Source organism: Escherichia sp. WS1450, from assembly GCF_046487395.1.
GTDB classification, from domain to species: domain Bacteria; phylum Pseudomonadota; class Gammaproteobacteria; order Enterobacterales; family Enterobacteriaceae; genus Escherichia; species Escherichia coli.
Genome location: NZ_JBJQJO010000026.1, coordinates 33,032 through 55,304 on the forward strand (window position 1 = coordinate 33,032; position 22,273 = coordinate 55,304).

General features: G+C 51.2%; 20 protein-coding genes. 4 read left to right on the top strand and 16 right to left on the bottom strand.

All coding sequences use genetic code 11. The features are described 5' to 3' along the window. Positions 1 to 4 precede the first annotated feature (4 nt). Entirely contained in the window at positions 5 to 1,405 is a 1,401-nt protein-coding gene (locus tag ACJHYR_RS22680) for an MFS transporter (RefSeq protein ID WP_059327905.1), read from the bottom strand. A gap of 225 nt (positions 1,406 to 1,630) precedes the next feature. On the opposite strand from ACJHYR_RS22680, the gene ACJHYR_RS22685 reads away from it, so the two are divergent. Beyond that, complete coding sequence (locus ACJHYR_RS22685) at positions 1,631 to 2,446, top strand: AraC family transcriptional regulator (RefSeq protein WP_000891838.1); 816 nt, start codon at positions 1,631 to 1,633, stop codon at positions 2,444 to 2,446. Between the two features lie 31 nt (positions 2,447 to 2,477). On the opposite strand, the gene araD is transcribed toward ACJHYR_RS22685, so the two are convergent. The 9 genes from araD to yiaK all read right to left on the bottom strand — a co-directional run bounded on the left by araD (position 2,478) and on the right by yiaK (position 10,526). Beyond that, positions 2,478 to 3,173 carry an L-ribulose-5-phosphate 4-epimerase gene (araD, locus tag ACJHYR_RS22690; RefSeq protein ID WP_059327904.1) on the bottom strand — a complete coding sequence of 232 codons (696 nt, stop codon included), beginning with the start codon at positions 3,171 to 3,173 and terminating at the stop codon, positions 2,478 to 2,480. Next, a complete protein-coding gene (locus ACJHYR_RS22695; RefSeq protein ID WP_001586419.1) occupies positions 3,167 to 4,027 on the bottom strand; it encodes an L-ribulose-5-phosphate 3-epimerase in 861 nt (286 codons plus the stop codon). Before ACJHYR_RS22695 ends, araD begins: the two co-directional genes overlap by 7 nt. Next, positions 4,020 to 4,682 carry a 3-keto-L-gulonate-6-phosphate decarboxylase UlaD gene (gene ulaD / locus ACJHYR_RS22700; RefSeq protein WP_000089508.1) on the bottom strand — a complete coding sequence of 221 codons (663 nt, stop codon included), beginning with the start codon at positions 4,680 to 4,682 and terminating at the stop codon, positions 4,020 to 4,022. The genes ACJHYR_RS22695 and ulaD overlap by 8 nt, the downstream gene beginning before the upstream one ends. Further along, a complete protein-coding gene (gene lyxK, locus ACJHYR_RS22705; protein ID WP_059327902.1) occupies positions 4,679 to 6,175 on the bottom strand; it encodes an L-xylulokinase in 1,497 nt (498 codons plus the stop codon). Before lyxK ends, ulaD begins: the two co-directional genes overlap by 4 nt. Positions 6,176 to 6,178: 3 nt before the next feature. Next, positions 6,179 to 7,165 (bottom strand): 2,3-diketo-L-gulonate TRAP transporter substrate-binding protein YiaO, encoded by a 987-nt coding sequence (yiaO, locus tag ACJHYR_RS22710; protein ID WP_025210972.1) that lies wholly within the window; start codon positions 7,163 to 7,165, stop codon positions 6,179 to 6,181. Positions 7,166 to 7,177: 12 nt separating this feature from the next. Next, positions 7,178 to 8,455 carry a 2,3-diketo-L-gulonate TRAP transporter large permease YiaN gene (gene yiaN, locus ACJHYR_RS22715; RefSeq protein WP_025210971.1) on the bottom strand — a complete coding sequence of 426 codons (1,278 nt, stop codon included), beginning with the start codon at positions 8,453 to 8,455 and terminating at the stop codon, positions 7,178 to 7,180. 2 nt (positions 8,456 to 8,457) lie between these two features. Next, positions 8,458 to 8,931, bottom strand: a complete 474-nt coding sequence (gene yiaM / locus ACJHYR_RS22720; RefSeq protein ID WP_059327901.1) for a 2,3-diketo-L-gulonate TRAP transporter small permease YiaM — start codon at positions 8,929 to 8,931, stop codon at positions 8,458 to 8,460. A 117-nt stretch (positions 8,932 to 9,048) separates the two neighbouring features. Further along, positions 9,049 to 9,516, bottom strand: coding sequence for a YhcH/YjgK/YiaL family protein (locus tag ACJHYR_RS22725; protein ID WP_000576051.1), 468 nt, complete (start codon positions 9,514 to 9,516; stop codon positions 9,049 to 9,051). A gap of 11 nt (positions 9,517 to 9,527) precedes the next feature. Continuing rightward, positions 9,528 to 10,526: a 3-dehydro-L-gulonate 2-dehydrogenase gene (yiaK, locus tag ACJHYR_RS22730; RefSeq protein WP_000869042.1), complete on the bottom strand. Its 999-nt coding sequence runs from the start codon at positions 10,524 to 10,526 to the stop codon at positions 9,528 to 9,530. A gap of 200 nt (positions 10,527 to 10,726) precedes the next feature. Here yiaK and yiaJ point away from each other — a divergent pair, with 200 nt between their 5' ends. After that, positions 10,727 to 11,575 carry an IclR family transcriptional regulator YiaJ gene (yiaJ, locus tag ACJHYR_RS22735; RefSeq protein WP_000514241.1) on the top strand — a complete coding sequence of 283 codons (849 nt, stop codon included), beginning with the start codon at positions 10,727 to 10,729 and terminating at the stop codon, positions 11,573 to 11,575. 101 nt (positions 11,576 to 11,676) lie between these two features. Continuing rightward, complete coding sequence (locus ACJHYR_RS22740; protein ID WP_001296520.1) at positions 11,677 to 12,150, top strand: 4Fe-4S binding protein; 474 nt, start codon at positions 11,677 to 11,679, stop codon at positions 12,148 to 12,150. A gap of 151 nt (positions 12,151 to 12,301) precedes the next feature. Here ACJHYR_RS22740 and avtA read toward each other — a convergent pair whose 3' ends face one another. Together avtA and malS are read right to left on the bottom strand one after the other, a co-directional pair. Continuing rightward, positions 12,302 to 13,555 (bottom strand): valine--pyruvate transaminase, encoded by a 1,254-nt coding sequence (avtA, locus tag ACJHYR_RS22745; protein ID WP_000144359.1) that lies wholly within the window; start codon positions 13,553 to 13,555, stop codon positions 12,302 to 12,304. A 177-nt stretch (positions 13,556 to 13,732) separates the two neighbouring features. After that, positions 13,733 to 15,763 carry an alpha-amylase gene (gene malS / locus ACJHYR_RS22750; protein ID WP_000761246.1) on the bottom strand — a complete coding sequence of 677 codons (2,031 nt, stop codon included), beginning with the start codon at positions 15,761 to 15,763 and terminating at the stop codon, positions 13,733 to 13,735. 319 nt (positions 15,764 to 16,082) lie between these two features. On the opposite strand from malS, the gene ACJHYR_RS22755 reads away from it, so the two are divergent. Continuing rightward, complete coding sequence (locus tag ACJHYR_RS22755; RefSeq protein ID WP_001297957.1) at positions 16,083 to 16,907, top strand: protein bax; 825 nt, start codon at positions 16,083 to 16,085, stop codon at positions 16,905 to 16,907. A 107-nt stretch (positions 16,908 to 17,014) separates the two neighbouring features. Here ACJHYR_RS22755 and xylR read toward each other — a convergent pair whose 3' ends face one another. The 4 genes from xylR to xylF all read right to left on the bottom strand — a co-directional run bounded on the left by xylR (position 17,015) and on the right by xylF (position 22,041). Beyond that, entirely contained in the window at positions 17,015 to 18,193 is a 1,179-nt protein-coding gene (xylR, locus tag ACJHYR_RS22760; protein WP_000494490.1) for a D-xylose utilization transcriptional activator XylR, read from the bottom strand. Positions 18,194 to 18,270: 77 nt separating this feature from the next. Then, on the bottom strand, positions 18,271 to 19,452 hold the full coding sequence (xylH, locus tag ACJHYR_RS22765) for a xylose ABC transporter permease XylH (RefSeq protein ID WP_000045986.1): 1,182 nt from the start codon (positions 19,450 to 19,452) through the stop codon (positions 18,271 to 18,273). Then, the gene (gene xylG / locus ACJHYR_RS22770) at positions 19,430 to 20,971 is read right to left on the bottom strand and encodes a D-xylose ABC transporter ATP-binding protein (RefSeq protein ID WP_001146509.1); all 1,542 of its coding nucleotides are present in this window, start codon (positions 20,969 to 20,971) and stop codon (positions 19,430 to 19,432) included. Before xylG ends, xylH begins: the two co-directional genes overlap by 23 nt. Before the next feature lie 77 nt (positions 20,972 to 21,048). Next, entirely contained in the window at positions 21,049 to 22,041 is a 993-nt protein-coding gene (gene xylF, locus ACJHYR_RS22775) for a D-xylose ABC transporter substrate-binding protein (protein WP_001586414.1), read from the bottom strand. Positions 22,042 to 22,273 lie beyond the last annotated feature (232 nt).

The window sequence follows — 22,273 nt, forward strand, 5'->3', positions numbered from 1 at the left end:
CTCCTTAAGGCTGTACATGACGCTGACGCAGGTCGCTAGCAATGCGTGACATCATAGGGTTATTGAGTTTGCAAAAGCGGATCGCCCCTGCCAGCAGCAGGTGGAATAGCGCAGGCAGCAATGTTTCCATCGCCGTGATCCCGCCAAGCGAACTGGTGGTCTGGTTTTCCACGCCTGGCTGGTAGGCGACAAAAATAAACAGCAGGCTGATGATCCCGGCGCTGGAGGCCCAGGCCAGCTTGATGAAAAACAGATTGAAGGCGAAGTTCATGCCGGAAGAACGTACGCGGGTTTTCCACTCGCCGTAGTCATCGGCAAAGGCCATCAATGAGAAGTGCAGTGGCAATGTGAAGCCAAGAATCACGCCATTACCGAGGATCACCGCCAGCCACAGCGTCTGATAAGCCGGGCCAGAAGGCAGGAACCACATCAACACCGCCAGCGCAGCGAGGAGCAGGTTGGTGTAGTAGTAAATTTTGACGGTATCGAAACGTCGCGTTAACGGGCTGACAATCACCGAGCCGATAATGGAGGCGAAGGTGACCATAGTGAAGAACAGCGACGTGTAGCCCGTACTGCCTTGTAAGACGTAGGTAATGAAGTACATATACCCACCGCCGCGAATGTTAAAGACGTTAATCAGCAGGAAAGACATGACCAGCATCAGCAGTAGTTGGTCGTTGTTCCGCAGCCCGGCAAGATGTTCGCGCAGGGTAAATTTCCCCATTGTGGAGAGCGGTACCCGTTCACGAACCCAGAAGAAACAGCACAGGAACATCACCACGGCGGTGGCGCACAGTACGCCGACGCCCAGTTGATAGCCGCGCGCGGCATTACCCTGACCGAAGAGATCCACCATCCACGGCAGGCCAACCGAAACCAGAAATCCCGCTACGCCGCAGAGAACGAATCGCCAGGACTGGCAGGAGATCACTTCATTGTGGCGGGTGGTCATGGTGTTGATCAGCGCGCAGTACGGCACGTTGATGGCGGTATAACCGACTGAAAGGAGCAGGTAAGTGCCGAACGCCCAGGCGATTTTTACTCCCATGCTGGCATCTGGCACGGTGAACGTCAGGATGCCGATAATGCCGATGGGAATGGCAATCCATAACTGCCACGGACGAAAGCGCCCCCAGCGACTTTGCGTCCGGTCGGCAATGACGCCCATCACCGGGTCGGAGATGGCATCAAACACGCGCAGTGCAATAAACAGTGTGCCGACCAGCGCCGGAGTTAAGCCAAAAACGTCGGTGTAGAAAAAGGTGAGAAAGTTCATGATCAGGCAAGTTATTACGGTGCCGCCTGCGTCACCCAGGCCGTAGCCTATTTTTTCCCGTACAGATAACGCATCGTCAATTTTACCTTTAGCGATATCAGCGGTAGTAATCGGTGTAGAGGTCATAGATATTCCTCGTGAATAGGGAGCAATTTTTAGTTTTATTGCAATGACCTGATTAATTCTGCCGTGAACGGGAATATCAACAAGGCGAGAAAAGAGTAAAAAAAGGTGACGATTCCTACCTGAATTTAAAAGTGTGAAATGGATCAGGTGAAATTAATGTTTTTGATTAATAATCAAAAGGTAATGTGTTTAATCATTAATGAATAAGCGGGAAATTACATATCAATGCTCGAATTATCCATGACGTTACCGATTAAAGTGCAAAATGGTGGATTATTTATTTCCCGTGGCGTAGGGAGGCATCCGGCAAGGCGGCTGGAGTCATGGGAAATTATCTTTGTCGAAAAAGGTCGATTAACGATTCAGGAAGAAGAGCGGATATTTCTGGTCGATGCGGGAGAGAGTTTATTACTCTGGCCGAACCGACAGCATGTTGGGGTAGAGGATTTTCCCGCCGATCTCAAATTTTACTGGCTGCATTTTGAGGTTAAAGCGCCGGATAGCGACCCGCGCTGGCTCACTCATCTTAGCGTGCCGCAACAAACGAAGGTTGCCGATCCGCAGGCGCTGGTGGCCCTGTTTCGCCAGTTCTTAAGCGAACAGGAAAAGCATCAACGCACTCCGGCGCTGGAGTTTATTGTGCTGCTGATTTTGCAGCAACTCACCCGTGACGCGCGTCTTGATGAACAGGCCGATGCCGCAGGTACCACGCTTGCCTGGAAAGCGCAGAAACTGATCCGCACGCAATATCATCGCCCGCTTTCCACGGCGCTTTTAGCCCGCGAGCTGTACTGCAATGCCGATTATCTTGGGCGCGTCTATCGGCGGGTGTTTCATCTGACGTTAACAGAAGCAATCCATCGCCAGCGAGTGCGCGAAGCCGAAAAGCTGTTAATTAGCGAAGCGCGATCGCTCACGGAAGTGGCGGCGTTGTGCGGGTTTAATGACGTTGGCTATTTCCGGCAGATTTTTCGCAAACACACCGGTTTAACGCCAGCTGCGTGGAAGCGACGTTACAGCAAGGAACATATCAATTCGTAGTGCCGGGGCGATGAAGCCCCGGCGTGAGGGATTACTGCCCGTAATAGGCATTGGCCCCATGCTTACGCAGGTAGTGCTTATCCAACAGTTCGTTTTGCATCGCAGGGAGTTGCGGCGCAAGCTGGCGCGAGAACAGGCCCATATAGGCGCACTCTTCCAGCACCACGGCGTTATGCACTGCATCGGCGGCATTTTTTCCCCAGGCGAACGGGCCGTGAGAATGTACCAGAACCGCCGGGATTTGCGCTGGACTCCTGCCGCGTTCTTCGAGGGTTTCAATGATCACTTCGCCAGTCTGGTATTCATACTCGCCGTTGATCTCTTCTGCGGTCATCAGGCGCGTGCAGGGGATGGCTCCATAGAAGTAATCGGCGTGCGTGGTGCCCCAGGCGGGGAGATCCAGCCCGGCCTGTGACCAGATGGTCGCGTGGCGCGAGTGGGTATGCACAATGCCACCGATTTCGGCATAGCGACGGTAGAGCGCCAGATGCGTTGGCGTGTCGGACGAGGGTTTTTTTCTGCCTTCCACCACCTTACCGGTGGCTATCTCAACCACCACCATATCGTCGGCGGTCATCACGTCGTACTCGACGCCGGAAGGTTTGATTACCATCCATTGCCGCGTTTCGTCTACCGCGCTGACATTGCCCCAGGTGAACGTCACCAGATGGTGAGCGGGAAGCTCCAGATTCGCCGCCAGCACGTCGGCTTTCAGTTGCTCTAACATATAAATCCAGCCTCCTGCATACGCGCTTCAATCCAGCGCCGCGCCTGAATAATCTCCAGCACCGGCTCTTTGGCTTTTTCGGTCCACATCTCAATCAGGAAAGAACCGCGATAGTTCAGTTCATGCAGCGTTTTGAAGATGCCAACGAAATCGACGCAGCCTTCGCCAAACGGCACATCACGGAACTGTCCGGGACTTTGCTCGGTGACTGGCCGGGTGTCTTTCAGGTGGATTGCGGCAATACGGTCAATGCCCAGTTTCAGTTCGGCGGAAACATCATTGCCCCAGGCGCTGAGGTTGCCGACGTCCGGGTAGACGGTGAACCACGGCGAGGCGAGCATCTCGTCCCACTTTTTCCATTTGCTGATGGAGTTCATAAACGCGGTATCCATAATCTCCACCGCCAGCATGACTTGTGATGCCGCCGCCTGTTCGACCGCCCACGCCAGCCCTTCAGCAAAACGTTGCTGGGTGCCTTCGTCGTGGTCTTCGTAATAGACGTCATAACCCGCCAGTTGAATGGTGCGAATGCCGAGATCGCGCGCCAGGCGAATCGCTTTACTCATGATTTCCCGCGCCCGTTCGCGCACCGCCTCGTCCCGGCTGCCAAAGGGAAAGCGACGATGTGCGGACAGGCACATTGACGGAATGGCAACACCCGTTTCGATCATCGCAGTGACCAGCGAAGCACGTTGTGCGGCGTTCCAGTCAAGGCGTGACAAACGTTCGTCGGTTTCATCCACCGACATTTCGACAAAATCAAAACTGCAGCTTTTCGCCAGCACCAGCCGCTCGGGCCAGGAGAGATCTTTCGCCAGCGCTTTTTCATAAATCCCTAACGGATGATTACGCACGCGCGCCTCCCCAGATGGCATCAATTTGCGCATGGAAATCGCCAGCCACCTGCGCCGGATTTGCTGCGCCTGCCAGCGCCCGCCCGGCAATAAACGCTTTCACGCGGATATCTTTAAACAGCGGCAGGTCAGCAGGGGTAATCCCGCCAGTAATGGAAAGCTCAAGGCCGATATCGGAAAGCGCCTTCATGCGTGCCAGATCGGCTTCGCCCCACTGTTGCCCGCTGGCCTGCGCGTCACGACCGCGATGATAAATGGCCTGCCGCACGCCAATACGATGCCAGTCGCGGGCGTCGTCCAGCGTCCAGTTACCGAACAGCTCTATCTGAATTTCACCACCGCAGCGTTGCGCCATGGCGTGGCCTTTTTCCACCGTCGCGAGCGGCGCGGCGCAGATGATGGTCATCCAGTTAGCGCCTGCGCCAAACGCCTGTTGCGCGAGCGTTTCACCCGCGTCGGCGACCTTCCAGTCAGCAACGATGATTTTGTCCGGGCACTGTTCGCGCAAGGCTTTCACCGCGCCAAGCCCTTCGTTTAAACAGAGAATGGTGCCCGCTTCGACGATATCGACGCTGTCTTTTAACAGCATCACGTCGCGCTGTGCGTCTTCAAGTGATGAGTGGTCGAGGGCCAGTTGCAGAAGTGGTCGGCTCATAATGTGTGCTCCTTGATGCGGGCGTGAAAGCCCTGAAGTGCGGCAATGAGATGCTGATAGCGTTGGTATTTTTGTTGGTAAAGCTGATGTGCGGTCATATCCGGCAGCAGGGTGCGTACTGGGTGCTGTAAATCACGTTGGGCTTCGCTGAAATCGCGATAAACTCCGGTGCCGACGCGGGCGGCAAGTGCCGCACCAAAGCAGCCGGTTTCTTCCACCTGCGGCAGTTCGATACGCAGCCCGCTGACGTCCGCCAGCATTTGCATCCAGACATCGGAATGCGCCGGGCCGCCAGTGACGCGCAGGGTGTGCACATCAGTAAAACGTTCGCGCATCCGGTTGAGATGGGTCATATGGCTGAACACCACGCCTTCATAAATGGCCTGCAACAGGTGTGCGCGGGTGTGAATGGCCTGCATCCCGTAGAAACCGCTGGTCATCTCGAGTCCGGCGTTGCTGCCGTACAGGAACGGCAGGAAAAAGAGATCGCCCCCGGCCTTTGGCAAGCTGGCAACGGCCTGGTTAATCTCATCAAACGAGATTTCTCCCCACTGTGCGGTAAACCATTCGAGGTTGCCGGAAGAGGTGGGGCTGGCTTCGTGAACGATAAATTGACCATCGTTAACGTAGCGACCATAGACATACGGATGCGCTTCACCGTCACGTAAACCACGGGTTATGCCGCTGGTCACCGCCCAGGTGCCCATCACCGCATTAAGGGTAAATTCGTCTTCGATCCCGGCGCAGAGTGCGGTGGAAACCACATCAAACAGGCCGCCGACAACGGGCGTACCCGCTTTCAGACCGGTCAGTGCAGCTGTCTGAGCGGTGATTTCCCCGCAGATTTCGGCAGATCCGACAACAGGCGGCAGGGCGTGGTTGATTTCAGCGATCCCCAGCCAGTCGGTGAGACACGGGTCATATTTCCCGCGACTCATGTTGTAGAGGTTGGACTCGGAAATATTGCTCTCTTCACAGCCTTTGACGCCAGTTAAACACCAGCGCAGGTAGTCGTGCGTCATCATCACGCAGCCAATTTGCGCGTAGCGTTCTGGTTCGTGCTCTTTCAGCCAGCGTAACAGCGACACCGGATGCCCGGTCCACAAGGTTTGTCGGGTCAGCGGGTAGAGTTTTTCCGGGATGCCATCTTCCTGCCAGCGACGAACGATTTCCATCGCCCGGCGATCCGAGGACAAAATGGCGTTACCGAGCGGCTTGTCGTTTTTATCCAGCAAAAACAAGCCCTTTCCCTGTGCGGAGATGCCGATACCGACTATTTGTTCCCCGCTAACACCAGAATGAGTAAGCAGGGGGCGAATGACAGCTATGCAGCATTGCCACAGTTCTGCCATATCGCGCTCTGCCCAGCCTGGCTGCGGGCTTAATGCGCACAGCGGCAGGCGTTGCACGCCTGCCTCCCGGCCTTCGCGGTCATACAGCCCGGCTTTCAGCCAGCTACCGCCACAATCTAACCCCAGCCAGTATTGCGTCATGGTTTATTGCACCTCATCCACGGCTTTCAGCAGATCAGCTCCCTGCGGCACATCTTTAACAAACATGTCGCGAACCTGATTCCCCAGTGCGTCGCTAAAGGCTTTGCGGTCGAGATCGGTGATGACTTCCACGCCCGCTTCTTTCATGCCGTCGATGATTTTTTGCTGATCTTCGGCAACCAGTTTGCGCTGGTAGTTACCCGCTTCCTGCGCAGATGAGATCAGCGCCTGCTGGAACTCCGGGGTTAAGCCGTCAAACTTCGCTTTGTTGATCACCACCAGAAGTGGCGAATAGGCGTGGTGCGTCAGAGAAAGGTACTTCTGTACTTCGAAAAATTTTGCTGACCAGACGACGTTGATCGGGTGTTCCTGAGCGTCGATAGTGCGCGTTTCCAGCCCGGTATAGACTTCGGCAAACGGCATCGGGATCGGGTTAGCGCCAAAGACTTTGAATGCGGCGATATTCATCGGGCTATTGTTGGTGCGAATTTTCAGCCCTTTCAGGTCGGCGGGGGTTTTAACCGGTGCGCGCGAGTTGGTGACATCGCGCCAGCCGTTTTCCCAGTAGGCCAGTACTTTCAGTCCCTTACCTTCAAGGGAGACTTTCAGGTCATCACCGACTTTGCCGTCGAGCGTTTTATGCGCGTGAGCGGTATCGCGGAACAGGAAAGGGACATCAAGCAGGTTCATCACAGGTGACAACCCGGCAAAGTTATTCGAGCCGGACATTTCCATATCGATGGTGCCACCACGTACGCCGCTGATCATCGCCTGCGCATTACCGAGAGTGCTATCCGGAAACAATTTTAATTTCAGTTCGCCTTTGGTTTTTTCCTGTAATAATTCATTGAATTTCTTTGCCGCAATATGTTGCGAGTCGGTTTGTGAGGTTTCATAACCGAAACGTAATGATTGTGCCGCCAGAGAAGATGTGCTGAACGCAGCCACTCCGGCAATTAATAAAGCGTAGGTTACAGAACGTAATTTCATAATATTTTCCTTTTAATTAATCCATTTCAAAGGGAGGATGATGAGATCGGGAATAAAAACAAATACGACTAATAATGAATATAAAACCAGGATGTAAGGGAAAACGCCTCTGACTGCATCATCGAATTTGAGTTTTGCCACCCCTGAAATAACGTTAAGCACATTACCGATAGGCGGTGTAATTAAGCCGATTGAGCAGTTAATGATAAACATGACACCGAAATAAATCGGATCGATTCCTGCCTCTTTAACTAAAGGCATTAATACCGGGGTAAGAATTAATACCGTCGGCGTTAAATCCATGACCATGCCGACAATCAGGATAGCCACCATAATGACGATAAACAGCAGACGCGGTGAATCGACCAGCGGTTGCAGTAAATCAGAAACCATCATCGGCAGTTCAGCAATGGTGATCAGCCAGGCGGAAACTTGTGCCGAGGCCACCAGAAACATCACCACTGAGGTCGTTTTCGCTGCGCCAATGAGCACATGCCAAAGTGTGGCGAAGGTCATTTCACGGTAAATAACTGTGGCGACAAACAGCGCATAGAAAGCAGCAACGGCCCCGGCTTCGGTAGGGGTAAACAGACCGGAGCGAAACCCGCCAATAATGATGACTGGAAGAAACAGCGCCCAGATACCGGAGACAAAAGAGTGCCAGATTTCCTGCATCGTTGCTTTTTGCTGGCGGGGTAAATTAAGGCGACTGGCCTGCCACCACCAGGTAAGCATCAGCGTTGCGCCCATCATCATGCCAGGGGCAATGCCCGCCATAAACAGCTTACTGATGGATAATCCGCTGGAAACGCCGAAAATAATAAACGGAATGGAAGGGGGAATAATTGGCGCGATAATGCCGCCAGAGGCAATCAGCCCCGCCGCCCGGTTGACCGGGTAGTCGGCGCTGCGCATCATCGGCACCAGTAGAGCGGCAACGGCGGCGGTATCTGCAACGGCAGAACCAGAAAGGCTTGCCATAATCATAGCCGCCAGCACGCCGACGTAGCCCAGCCCGCCTGGTTTATGCCCCACCAGTTTCATCGGCAGGTCAACAATGCGTTTTGACAAGCCGCCCGCATTCATGATTTCACCCGCCAGCACAAAGAACGGTATCGCCAGCAGGGAGAAACTGTCGGCTCCGTTCACCAGCGTTTGTGCCATGATCTGGACATCAAACATATCCAGCCAGAACATTAACGCCGCCCCGCACAACAAAAGTGCCCAGGCAATAGGCAAACCGATAGCAATGCCACCCAACAGGCAGCCCAGAAAAATCAGCACAGCCATGATTAAGCTCCTTGCGGTGGCGGCGTTAGAGAATTGCTACGCGTGATGAGTTGATATAAATGACGCAGCTCAAAGAATGCGATAACGAGGCTGGTGGGCAGACAAGCGGCATACATCAGACCGATGGGCAAGCCGAGGATCGGTGAATAATCGCTCCAGTCCTGAATTGTTTTTAGCGTTGCGCCCCAGGCCAGTGCGCCACAAATAAATAAGATTAAGGAATGGGTAACCAGAGCGACTCGTCGCTGCCACGCGGGGGAGAGTTTCTCCACCAGAAAGGTGACCTGAACGTGGGCGTTATCCATAAAAGCTACAATCGCGCCAATAAACGTTAACCAGACAAATAAATAACGAGACAATTCATCAACAGATAAAATGCTTGTCTGAAAACCATATCTTAAAATAATGTTTATAAATACAATACAGGAGAGTACGGCGAGATTAATCGCCAGTATTGCTTCAGGTATTTTTTTCATAGCTATTCCTTGAGGCTATGTCTGTCATAATTCAAGTTGCATGTGCAGCAACCTAAATTATTAATATAGTTAGAGCAATAACATTACCCAGGCGTTCTGGCGTAGACGATTATTCGATTAATTCAGCGCTGTTAATGCGACTTTAACCACAATTTTTCGTATCTCAGAGGCTGTTTGCAGAATACAACCTGGTCGATGAACATCCTGCGGGAAGAAAATAGCGTAGCTGCCCGGTATCATTTCTATAAATGATTCATGTTCACTATCGTGATAAAAAATAATATCGCGCTGATCTAATAGTGATTCGCTGACTTTATTATTTCCCGTATCAATAGCTATGCCGATTTTCTCTTCACCCCACGCCAGAAACTGAATATCGATATACCGACGATGCACTTCCGGACGGTTTTCGATTTTATCTCGCGTCGTTAAGTCGATAATTTGCGCATAAATATTCTTGCCGTCGATTTCGACAACACCCGGCTCCAGGGCGTTGAAATCGGTAGCGCGCAGAAAATCGAGCGCCTTTTCAATGGCGGCAGGCAAACGGCACGGGTCAGGCTGCGCGATATGTCCAAAAATCATGACTTATCTCCTCATAACGCCTGGATTTTGGCCCACACGCTGTCATCAACGGTGATGCCGTTACGGCGGTTTTCGGCCAGCAGGGTAGTAAATTCGTGGCCGGGTAAGCGGATGGCCTGGTTTTCGTCAGCGCGTTCAGCGGTAGTAACGTAATCCATGATGCGTTGCAGCTTGGCATCGCGGGTGGGGCCGTCGATCAATTTATCCACTTCGATGGCGATAAAGATTTGCGAAACGCCGTATTCGTCGCTGTTGTCCTGGGTGACTTCGGCAACCGATGCGCCGTCGGAAAGGAGAGTGGCGATCATATCCAGCACAATCGACATGCCAGAACCTTTCCAGTAGCCCATCGGCAAAATGCGGCGATTTTTCTCGATAACGCCAGGTTCTTTGGTCAAATTGCCCTCATCATCAAAGCCACCATCGACCGGGAGCTGACGACCTGCCAGACGGTTAACTTCTAACATGCCGTAAGAGAACATCGACATCGACATATCGACCATGGTGATTGGGGTAGAAGGAATGGCGACGATCAGCGGGTTGGTGCCGATGCGACACTCTTTTGCGCCCCACGGCGGCATTACGGCGATGGAGTTGGTCCAGCAAATGCCAATATAGCCTTTTTCCGCCGCCTGCCAGCCGTAGCTGCCGCCGCGCATCCAGTGGTTGGCATTACGTAGTGCCACCAGACCAATACCGTGATCGGCAGCCAGTTCAATGGCGCGATCCATCATCTTTTTCGCTGTCAGGTTACCGATCGAACGCTGAGCGTCCCACTGTTCAATTGCGCCGAGGCTGGTTATACGTTTGGGTTGGGCATCGGGAATGATATCGCCGTTTTCCAGTTGTTGAATGAAACGAGGGAAACGGTTGACGCCGTGAGAATAAACGCCGGATTCGGTGGTGCGGGCGAACATTTCGGCACAGGCATCAGCCGTTTCGCTGTCAACGCCGCGTGAAATTAAGACTCGATTAAAGGCTGCTTTTAACTGCTCAAATGTCACTTTCATCCCTGGCTTCCTTGTTTTTTTGATCGCTTTTTTGGCTTAAAATTTCAATATGCGAAATCTTATTTCAAATATATCGATCGCTTTTTAACAAAGCAATCTGATTGATGAATTTCAAAAAACTTAAAAATCAAGTGGTTATAAATTATCTGTCGAGATCGTGAACTACGACACACTTTGCGCTACCATCAGGACGCGACAAAATGGGGAAAGAAGTGATGGGAAAAAAAGAGAACGAGATGGCGCAGGAAAAAGAGCGTCCAGCCGGAAGCCAGAGTCTGTTTCGCGGGTTGATGCTGATTGAGATTTTGAGCAACTATCCAAACGGTTGTCCTTTGGCGCATCTTTCGGAACTGGCTGGTTTAAATAAGAGTACCGTCCATCGCTTATTGCAGGGATTACAGTCCTGCGGCTATGTGACCACCGCGCCCGCCGCAGGGAGTTACCGCCTGACTACCAAATTTATTGCCGTCGGGCAGAAGGCGCTGTCTTCGCTGAATATCATTCATATCGCCGCTCCGCATCTTGAGGCACTGAACATCGCCACTGGTGAAACCATTAACTTCTCCAGCCGCGAAGACGATCACGCTATTTTGATTTATAAGCTGGAACCCACAACCGGGATGCTGCGAACCCGTGCCTATATAGGCCAGCATATGCCGCTCTACTGTTCCGCAATGGGCAAGATCTACATGGCGTTTGGTCACCCGGACTACGTGAAGTCATACTGGGAAAGCCATCAGCATGAGATCCAGCCGTTAACCCGCAATACCATTACCGAGCTCCCCGCGATGTTCGACGAACTGGCGCACATTCGTGAAAGCGGAGCGGCGATGGACAGAGAAGAAAACGAACTCGGCGTCTCCTGTATTGCTGTTCCGGTGTTTGATATTCATGGGCGGGTGCCGTACGCCGTGTCGATTTCTCTTTCGACATCACGTCTGAAACAGGTGGGGGAGAAAAATCTCCTGAAACCACTGCGTGAAACCGCGCAGGCTATTTCTAATGAACTGGGATTTACTGTCAGGGACGACCAGGGCGCGATCACATAACCCTTTGGACAAGTGCCAAAACTTTAACATTTCCTTCGTTGGATCAAAGCAGTAGAGACGCGCTCTCTGGCACTCTGCTGTTTTAGTGCAAAGGAGTGATCATGAACCGGTTTATTATTGCAGATGCGACGAAATGTATCGGTTGCCGTACCTGTGAAGTGGCTTGCGCAGTGTCGCATCAGGAAAATCAGGATTGCGCTGCGTTGTCACCAGACGAGTTTATTTCCCGTATTCGTGTTATTAAAGACCACAGCTGGACCACGGCAGTAGCCTGCCATCAGTGTGAAGATGCACCGTGCGCGAATGTCTGCCCTGTTGACGCGATAAGCCGCGAACATGGGCATATTTTCGTTGAACAATCACGTTGCATTGGCTGTAAAAGCTGTATGCTGGCTTGCCCGTTTGGTGCGATGGAGGTCGTTTCTTCGCGCAAAAAGGCGAGGGCGATTAAGTGCGATCTGTGCTGGCATCGGGCGACGGGACCGGCCTGTGTTGAAGCCTGCCCGACAAAGGCGTTGCAGTGCATGGATGTCGAGAAAGTGCAGCGACATCGGCTACGGCAGCAGCCTGTTTGAAACGTTTTTCCGGCGTTTCTCAACGCAGGGATAGTGCGCTTTGTTTATGCCGGATGCGGCTAAAACGCCTTATCCGGCCTACAAATTCTACCAAATTCAATATATTGCAGAAATCATGTAGGCCTGATAAGCGTAGCGCATCAGGCAATTTTTAGTGACTTTCAGCCCAGGCTCTTTCTATCTCTTCTGCCAGAATCTTCACACCCGCCTCAATTTTCTCCGGCTCCGGCACGTAGTTCATGCGCATACATTGATGTGTATGTGGCCACGGTTTATCCAGCCCTGGGAAGAAGTTGTGCCCCGGCACCATCAGCACGCCCCGTGCTTTCAGGCGCTGGTAGAGCTGCTCGGTCGTAATTGGCAAATCCTTAAACCATAGCCAGAGGAAAATGGCTCCTTCGGGTTTATGAATCAGGCAGCGATCTTCCGGTAAATAGCGGCGAATGATAGCGATAGTTTCCTGAACACGCTGGTAGTAAAACGGTTTGATGACTGTTTCAGACAGGCGCAGCAGATCGTTACGCTTAATCATTTCACACATCATCGCCGGACCAATACCGCCAGGTGCCAGGCTGATAATGCCGTTCATATTGGTGATGGCGGTGATGATTTTTTCATTGGCGATGATAATGCCGCAGCGGGAGCCAGGTAGCCCCAGCTTGGAAAGACTCATGCACAGTACGATATTCGGATTCCACAGCGGGCGCGCTTCGCTGAAGATGATACCCGGGAACGGGACGCCATAAGCGTTATCAATCACCAGCGGAATGCCATGTTGATTCGCCAGCGCGTCAAGCTTCAGCAACTCTTCGTCAGTAATCACATTGCCTGTTGGATTCGTCGGCCGGGAGACGCAAATCATCCCGGTTTCTTCGCCAATATGCAGATGCTCAAAATCGACGTGGTATTTAAACTGGCCTTCCGGCAGCAGTTCAATATTCGGACGCGCAGAGACAAACAGATCTTCTTCCAGTCCGGCGTCAGCGTAGCCAATGTATTCCGGTGCCAGCGGGAACAGCACTTTTTTGACCCGACCATCGGCACGGCGTCCGGCAAACAGATTAAATAAGTAGAAAAACGCGCTCTGGCTGCCGTTTGTTAGTGCAATATTCTGTGGTTCGATATCCCAACCCAACTTCTCGCGCAGCATTCCGGCAAGCAGTGTGAGTAGCTCCGTTTTCCCCTGTGGACCGTCGTAATTGCACAGTGCATCAGTCGCTTTGCCACTTTCCAGCATGTCGGTCAGTAGCGTCTGGAAGTAGTCCTGCATTTCCGGGATCTGCGCTGGATTACCGCCGCCGAGCATAATCGCGCCAGGCGTGCGTAAACCGTCGTTCAGATCTTCCATCAGCAGCGTAATGCCGGAGTGGCGGGTAAATTTGTCACCAAAAAGGGAGAATGTCATAGCGGGATATCTGTCGAACTCTGTAGCAAGGAAGGTAACAATAACGCTACATTTGCTGGGGTGCAAATCGGTCTGTTGAAGAGTGAGCGGTGCTTTATCCTGCAACGCTGATTAGGGCTGACATTTTATCCTGGTTGGCGGCTTCCCGAGGTACTGACGAACGGGAAGCCGGAAAAGTCACTGTTGCCCAGCCCAGATGACCAGCACTTTATCGTCGCCATGCTCACGAACAAAGCCGTAGCCCTGCTTCAGCGAAAGTGTCGTTTGTTTGCCCGCGCCAATTGCGGGATGGCGGGCGCGGAACTGGCTGATTTTCTGCCAGTGCGCGACGCTGGCGGCAGATTTACCGCTAACATCCTGCCAGTTCATATCCGAACGTGTACCTTGCAGCGGATCCGAACCGGTGGGGCCGAACGGACGCGAGGATTCATCACCATAAAAGATTTGTACCGCGCCTGGCGCTAATAATAATAACTCTGCTGCTTTGTCGCCCCCTTCACGGAACAGGCGGGTATCATGCGACGAGAGGTAGCTCAACACGTTGAAATCCTGCAATTTCTCCGCCATTTGCTGCCAGGTCGTATCCATCTGCGCCAGACAATCGACTGCTTTAGCCGCCTGCTCCTGATAATCGAAATTGATCATCGCATCGAAGCCGTGGCGATAGTAGTCACTTTGCATCACGCCGTGGCCCCAGGCTTCACCGGTCATCCAGAAAGGTTTGTCATCTAATGCTTTGTCGGGGTTAGCTTTTTTCCATTCGCGAAGCGCGGCGCTGGCTTCGGTTTTCAGTTGCTGCCAGGCGGGCAACTCAACATGTTTGACGGTGTCGACCCGAAAACCATCAATCCCATAGTCGCGGACCCACTGACTTAACCAGTGGGTTAAGTAATCGCGAGGGGTAAAGCCGTCGATGACTTTAGCGTGGGTATCCGTTTTGTTTTTATAGAACACCGGCAGACCAGAAGCGGTCGTTGATTCGGTTTTGATATCCGGCAAAAAGGCCAGCGACATAGTGAGATCGTCGAATCCAGGATTGTCGTAATCGCCGATATCGGTTCTGATCCAGTTTTTTCCCCACCATTTATCCCAGCCTGTTTTGTCGCTGAAATTAATGTAATCGTTAAAGCTATGCCAGGTTTGCCCGGCGGCAGGTTTCCAGTCGCTCCAGCGTTCACCCAACGTTTTTTTCACTTCGTCACCAGAAAGATATAACGCGCCAAACTGATACTCCTGCATATCCGCCAGTGTGGCATAGCCGGTGTGGTTCATCACGACATCAAAGAGAATACGAATACCGCGCTGATGCGCGCTATCAACCAGTGTCCGTAGATCGGCTTCACTGCCCATATTGGCATCAAGATTCGTCCAGTCCTGTGTGTAATAACCGTGGTAGGCATAATGCGGGAAATCGCCTTTTGTACCGCCGCCGACCCAGCCGTGAATTTGCTCAAATGGGGCACTTATCCATAAAGCATTGACGCCCAGCTGCTGGAGGTAATCCAATTTGTTGGTCAGGCCGCGTAAATCGCCGCCGTGAAAAGTGCCAATTTCTGCCATACCGTCTTTATGACGTCCGTAACTCTGGTCATTACTGGGATCGCCGTTTTCGAAACGATCTGTCAGCACAAAGTAAACCGTGGCGTTATGCCAGTCGAAAGGGGCGGATGTGTCAGTTTCTGCCCGTTCCAGCAGGAGTAAACCGTTGCTGGTGGCAGCGGGTTGTAACGTTATTTGACCGTTCTTCACTATCGCAATTTGCTGGCTGTAATAATCCCGGACTGCGGCTCCCTCCGGAAAAGTGGCGCTGACATCCAGTGTGAGCGGTAATCCATCCCATTTCGGGCATTCACGGACCAGGCTTGCTACCGGTTCGACGGCGTTCTGGATGGATATCATCAATGTTGGTGTACCGGAGCGGGTGTCTAGTTGCAGCGTATATTCGCCGTCCCTGAACAATCGCCATTGAGGTGGCGTGTTGCTACAAGGTTGCAGGGAAAGCATCTGATTGAGTTTTATCGCATCCGCAGGCTGCCAGCACTGTTGGTCAAAATTTAGCGTTAGTGGACGCGTACCTTTGGGCAACTGTGCGTGGCTGACAAATGTTCCCGTCCCCTGTTCGCTAAAGGCGGGAAACCCCGGAGAAGTCCAGCTGGCGGCAACGGCGAAGCCAGGAAGGAGTGTCAGAAAACAGGCGGCGAGTTTCATGGCGGATGAGTCCTTATTGCTGCGATTTCAGACAGTTTGCCAGCGATAAGCCAGACAAAACTCATCCCTGAGCGTTAAGTCCACAGGATGAGAAGCAAGGGTGAGCGATCGCGCGCAAAAAACGGCTGAATTTTGCGATAAACCCCACATTTTCTGCGATTTAGCGCCAATCTGAATCGTTAACTCGTGACATAGTTTCAGATTTGGACTATTCCTTGGGGTGCTCTTGACAGCTATTTTTGATATGATTTGAGATTCAACTCTCAAATTTGTAAAAAATATAAGGTGTTGGAATGATTAAATCCGACCAGGAGACCTGATGATTTTGACTCCCATACGACGATATGGGGCGATGATTCTTATGTTACTCACTCTGGTGTTTTCGAGTGAGGTGTTAGCGAAGACGCACACAACAACAGCGAGTCAAAAGTCCCACTTAACTAAAGCTAGTAATAAACAGGTAAGCAGTAAACAAGAGTATTCTCGCAATAGTGCAAAGAGTAGTTCACTTCCTGATTTGCGAAAATACCCTTCCGGAACACCAAGGAAAAAGGCGTTTCTCCGGACTGTAATGCCTTACATTACCAGCCAAAATGCGGCCATTACTGCGGAACGTAACTGGCTGATTTCAAAACAGTATCAGGGCCAATGGTCACCTGCTGAGCGTGCGCGTCTGAAAGACATCGCCAAACGCTACAAGGTGAAGTGGTCTGGTAATACGCGAAAAATCCCGTGGAATACCTTGCTTGAACGCGTAGACATTATCCCCACCAGTATGGTAGCGACGATGGCTGCAGCAGAAAGCGGTTGGGGAACGTCGAAGCTGGCGCGCAACAACAACAATCTGTTCGGCATGAAATGCATGAAAGGACGTTGTACTAATGCGCCGGGTAAAGTGAAGGGGTACTCACAGTTTAGTTCTGTCAAAGAATCGGTGAGCGCCTATGTCACTAACCTGAATACGCATCCGGCTTACTCTTCGTTCCGTAAATCGCGTGCGCAGCTGCGTAAAGCGGATCAGGAAGTGACTGCCACAGCGATGATTCACAAGCTGAAGGGCTACTCGACCAAAGGGAAGAGTTATAACAACTACCTGTTCGCAATGTACCAGGATAACCAACGGTTAATCGCGGCACATATGTAATTGCATTTCCTCGAGCCTTATCCGACTTGTCAGTCGGATAAGGCTTTTGCTCGTATCAGGTGGTTGTGCTGGGTTACCTGATGTGACGCCGACAATTCTCATCATCGCTACAACATGACCTCGCTATTTACATCGCGATACTCTTTTGGCGTCGTGTCATATGCTTTTTTAAAAACAGAGTAGAAATATTGCAGCGATGGATAACCGCACATTTGCGATATCTCATTGATCGACAAGGTGGTTGAAATCAGCAGACTGCGCGCTTTCTCCAGCTTCTCGGCATGAATCATGGCATGGATGGTTTCACCCACCTCTTCTTTAAAACGCTTCTCAAGATTGGAGCGTGATATGCCCACCGCATCCAGTACCTGATCCACTTTAATCCCTTTACAGGCGTGATTACGAATGTAATGCATGGCCTGAATAACGGCGGGATCGGTCAGCGAGCGGTAATCTGTTGAGCGCCGTTCAATGACGCGAACTGGTGGGACCAAAATCCGCTGTAGCGGCATTTCTTCTTTATCTAATAATCGATGCAACAGTTTTGCCGCCTGATAGCCCATTTGCCGTGCGCCCTGAGCGACCGAAGAAAGGGCGACACGCGACAGATAGCGGGTCAGTTCTTCGTTATCGATGCCAATCACGCATAATTTTTCCGGTACGGGAATGTGTAGATGTTCACATACTTGCAGAATATGCCGCGCCCGGGCGTCAGTAACGGCAATAATCCCGGTTTGCGGTGGCAGCGTTTGTAGCCAGTCTGCCAGCCGATTTTGCGCGTGTTGCCAGTTCTCTGGCGCGGTTTCTAACCCCTGATAAACCACTCCGCGATACTTTTCTTCGGCGACAAGCTGACGAAATGCATATTCGCGTTCAGTGGCCCAACGTTTGCCGCTTGATTCCGGAAGACCATAAAAAGCAAAGCGGTTAACGCCTTTCTCTTTTAAATGCAAAAATGCGCTTTCAACCAGCGCATAGTTATCGGTGGCAATGTAATGAACGGGTGGGTAACTTTCTGCAAGGTGATACGAGCCGCCAACCCCAACAATAGGGACGTGGACATCAGCCAGAGCTTGCTCGATCTGTTTGTCGTCGAAGTCGGCAATGACGCCATCTCCCAACCAGTCCTTGATTTTATCAATGCGGGCGCGGAAATCTTCTTCAATGAAAATATCCCATTCCGATTGTGACGCCTGTAAATATTCCCCTACGCCTTCTACTACCTGCCGGTCATAGGCTTTATTGGCATTGAACAGTAATGTGATGCGGTGACGTTTAGTAAACATGGTTCTTTTCCTGCTGAATCATGCAAAAACTCAAAACCGGTAATACGTTACCGGCTTTGAGAAAATTTTTATCAAAATCAAGAACGGCGTTTGGTTGCGGAGTCCATCCATACTGCCAGCAACAGAATCGCACCTTTAACGATATACTGCCAGAAGGTCGGTACATCCATCATACTCATACCGTTATCCAGTGAAGCCATGATGAATGCCCCCATTACCGCTCCAGCCACGCTCCCGACGCCGCCTGCCAGACTGGTGCCGCCAATCACGCATGCTGCAATTGCGTCCAGTTCGGCGATATTTCCCGCAGAAGGTGAACCAGCGCCAAGTCGAGAACTGAGGATTAATCCGGCGATAGCGACCATTAATCCGTTAATAGCGAATACGGCAAGTTTGGTGCGTTCAACGTTAATCCCGGAGAGACGTGCTGCTTCCAGATTGCCGCCGATGGCATAAATGCGTCGTCCAAATGCCGTCCGCGTTGCCATAAACATTCCGCCGAGTAACAGCAACGTCAGCAGCAGAACGGGAGTGGGAACGCCACGGTAATCGTTCAACAGCCAGATTGCGCCTAAGACGATAATCGCCGTTAATGACTGGCGACCGACAACTGCGGTAGAGGCCGGAGACTGCAAACCCAAAGCCTGACGGCGCATTCTTCCGCGCCATTGCCAGCCAACAAAAGCCATTAAGCCAAGCGCGCCAATGATGAAGCCGGTGCTGGCGGGTAGATAGCTTTGCCCAATTTGTGACATCGCGGCGCTGGTGGGAGATACAGTCGTGCCGTTGGTGATGCCAATGAGTATGCCGCGAAATGCCAACATGCCCGCGAGGGTGACAATAAATGAAGGGACTTTGCGGTACGCTACCCACCATCCGTTCCAGGCACCGAGAAGCAGTCCCAGAACCAGCGTTACAATGATGGTCAGTGGCAAAGGCCAGCCTAACCAGACGTCACAAATCGCCGCGACGCCACCTAACAGCCCCATCATTGAGCCGACGGAAAGGTCGATTTCAGCAGAAATTATGACGAACACCATTCCTACTGCGAGGATGCCGGTAATCGCTGTCTGGCGTAACAGGTTGGAGACGTTACGGGCGCTTAAGTAGGCACCATCGGTGGTCCAGGTAAAGAACAGCATGATTGCGATGATAGCTGCAATCATCACGAAGACCTGCAAATTCAGTGACTTCAGCCCGGAAAAGCCACCGGATGTCGGTACGGCCAATTTCACTTCAGACGGATTGCTTTTCGACATGATGTTCGCTCCTCAATGCGGCTTCCATCACCTGCTCCTGAGTCAGGTTATGATTTATCAGGTTGGCTTTTAGTTTCCCTTCATGCATCACCAGTACACGATCGCTAAGGCCGAGCACTTCAGGTAATTCGGAAGAGATGACAATAACGGCAATACCCTGCTGGACGAGTTGGTTAATTAATTTGTAGATCTCGTATTTCGCGCCAATATCGATACCCCTGGTAGGCTCATCAAGAATGAGAATGCGCGGGTTGAGTAACAGGCAGCGAGCGAGGATCGCTTTTTGCTGATTACCGCCGCTCAAACGTCCAATAGCAAGGTCGGGGGACGACGTTTTAACTTTGAGTTGCTGGATTGATTCCAGAATACATTTTTGCTCTGCCGCGTCATCAAGCTGGCTAATACCGCCGGTAAATTTATTGAGTGCGGCGAGGGTAATATTTTTACCAACCGCCATTACCGGAACGATGCCGTCGCGCTTTCTGTCTTCGGGGACCATCGCAATCCCCTGGGCGATGGCTTGCTGACAGTTACGAATATCTACCTGTTTGCCATCAATATAAATTTTTCCTTCCCATTGTCCGGGCCACACGCCAAACAGGCACTGAATGGTCTCGGTACGTCCGGCACCAACGAGTCCGGCAATACCCAGTATTTCGCCACGTTTCAGGGAAAACGAGACATCATTAACTCGTTTAATATGACGATTAACCGGATGCCATGCCGTCAGATGTTCAATACGTAATATTTCATCTCCGGTGGTATGTGGTTCATTAGGGTAAAGCGCGGTTAACTCTCGCCCGACCATCATGGTGATAATATCGTCTTCACTCATTCCGGCAGCATCACGCGTACCAATGTGCTGACCGTCGCGAATAACGCAAATCGTATCGGAAATCGCTTTGACTTCGTTGAGTTTGTGCGAAATATAAATACAGGCGATACCGTGCTGTTGTAGATCGCGAATAATATCCAGTAAAACCGACGTTTCCTGCTCAGTTAATGAGGCTGTCGGTTCATCGAGAATTAACAAACGCACCTGTTTATTAAGTGCCTTGGCAATTTCAACCAGTTGTTGTTGCCCAAGCCCTAAATCGCCAACGCGGGTATCGGGTGAAATGGATAAACTGACCTGTGCGAGCAGCTTCTGACAGCGTAGTGTCATCAGGTCATAATCCATAATGCCATTGTGGGTTATTTCGTTACCCAGGAAGATATTTTCCAGCACAGTCAATTCTTTCACCAGGGCCAATTCTTGGTGAATAATGGCGATACCTTTGCGTTCGGTATCGCGGATGTGACTCGCCTGAATCTCTTCTCCCGCAAAAATAATTTCGCCTTCGTAGGAACCATGGGGATAAATACCACACAGCACTTTCATCAGCGTTGATTTACCAGACCCATTTTCCCCACAGAGTGAGACGATTTCGCCAGCATTCAACCGCAAGCTGACGTTATCAATCGCCTTCACACTGCCGAAGGTTTTGGTAATGTTCTTCATTTCAAGTAGATAAGGCATAACGACTCCACCTAAGCCAATTCATTCACGCGGCATGGAGAGAAATCACGCCCCCGCTCCTCGCCGGGGCGTAACGCTTACAGCTCGCTCTCTTTGTGGAATCCGTCTTTAACTACCGTTTCTTTGATGTTGTTTTTATTCACATCGATCGGTGTCAGCAGGCGGGAGGGAACATCTTTCAGACCATTATTCAGAGTGGTATCTGCTTTTGGTTCCTGACCATTGCCCAACTCAACGGCAATTTCTGCGGCAGTATTTGCCAACAATGTAATAGGTTTATACACCGTCATAGTTTGCGTACCGGCAGCAATACGTTTAATACCTGCGAGATCCGCATCCTGGCCGGAAATTGCTACTTTCCCTGATAAACCTTGCGCACTTAATGCCTGAATTGCCCCACCTACGGTGGCATCGTTTGAGGCAACTACAGCATCAATTTTGTTATTATTGGCGGTTAGCGCGTTTTCCATAATTTTCAATGCGTTTTCCGGTAACCAGCCATCAACCCATTGGTCACCAACGACTTTAATTTTTCCGGAATCAACGTAAGGTTTTAACACTTTCATTTGCCCGGCGCGGAACAGCTTGGCGTTGTTATCTACCGGCGAGCCGCCCATCAGGAAGTAATTACCTTGCGGAACAATATCGACCAGGGCTTTTGCCTGCAGTTCACCGACTTTTTCGTTATCGAAAGAAATATAAAAATCGATATCCGCATCGTTAATCATACGGTCGTAAGCTAATACTTTAATACCTTCTTGTTTGGCTTCTTTTACAACGTTACTTAATACCTGACCGTTATACGGAATAATGACAAGAACATCGACGCCCCGGTTAATCATGTTTTCAATCTGCGACATTTGTGTTTCTTCATTGCCATTTGCAGACTGTACAAATACTTTCGCGCCGAGAGATTCTGCCTTTTTCACAAAAATATCTCGATCTTTTTGCCAGCGTTCAAGACGGAGATCATCAATCGCCATACCTATTTTGACTTCTTTGGCGTGTGCCGCAACGTTGGTAAGCAGAAGTGAGGTGCAAAGGGTGAGTAGAATGTTCTTTATTTTCATGGTGTAGGGCCTTCTGTAGGTAGAGGACAGCTTTAATAAGTAACAATCACCGCGATAAACGTAACCAATTTTTAGCAACTAAACAGGGGAAAACAATTACAGATTTTTATCTTTCGATTACGATTTTTGGTTTATTTCTTGATTTATGACAGAGATCTTACTTTTGTTGCGCAATTGTACTTATTGCATTTTTCTCTTCGAGGAATTACCCAGTTTCATCATTCCATTTTAT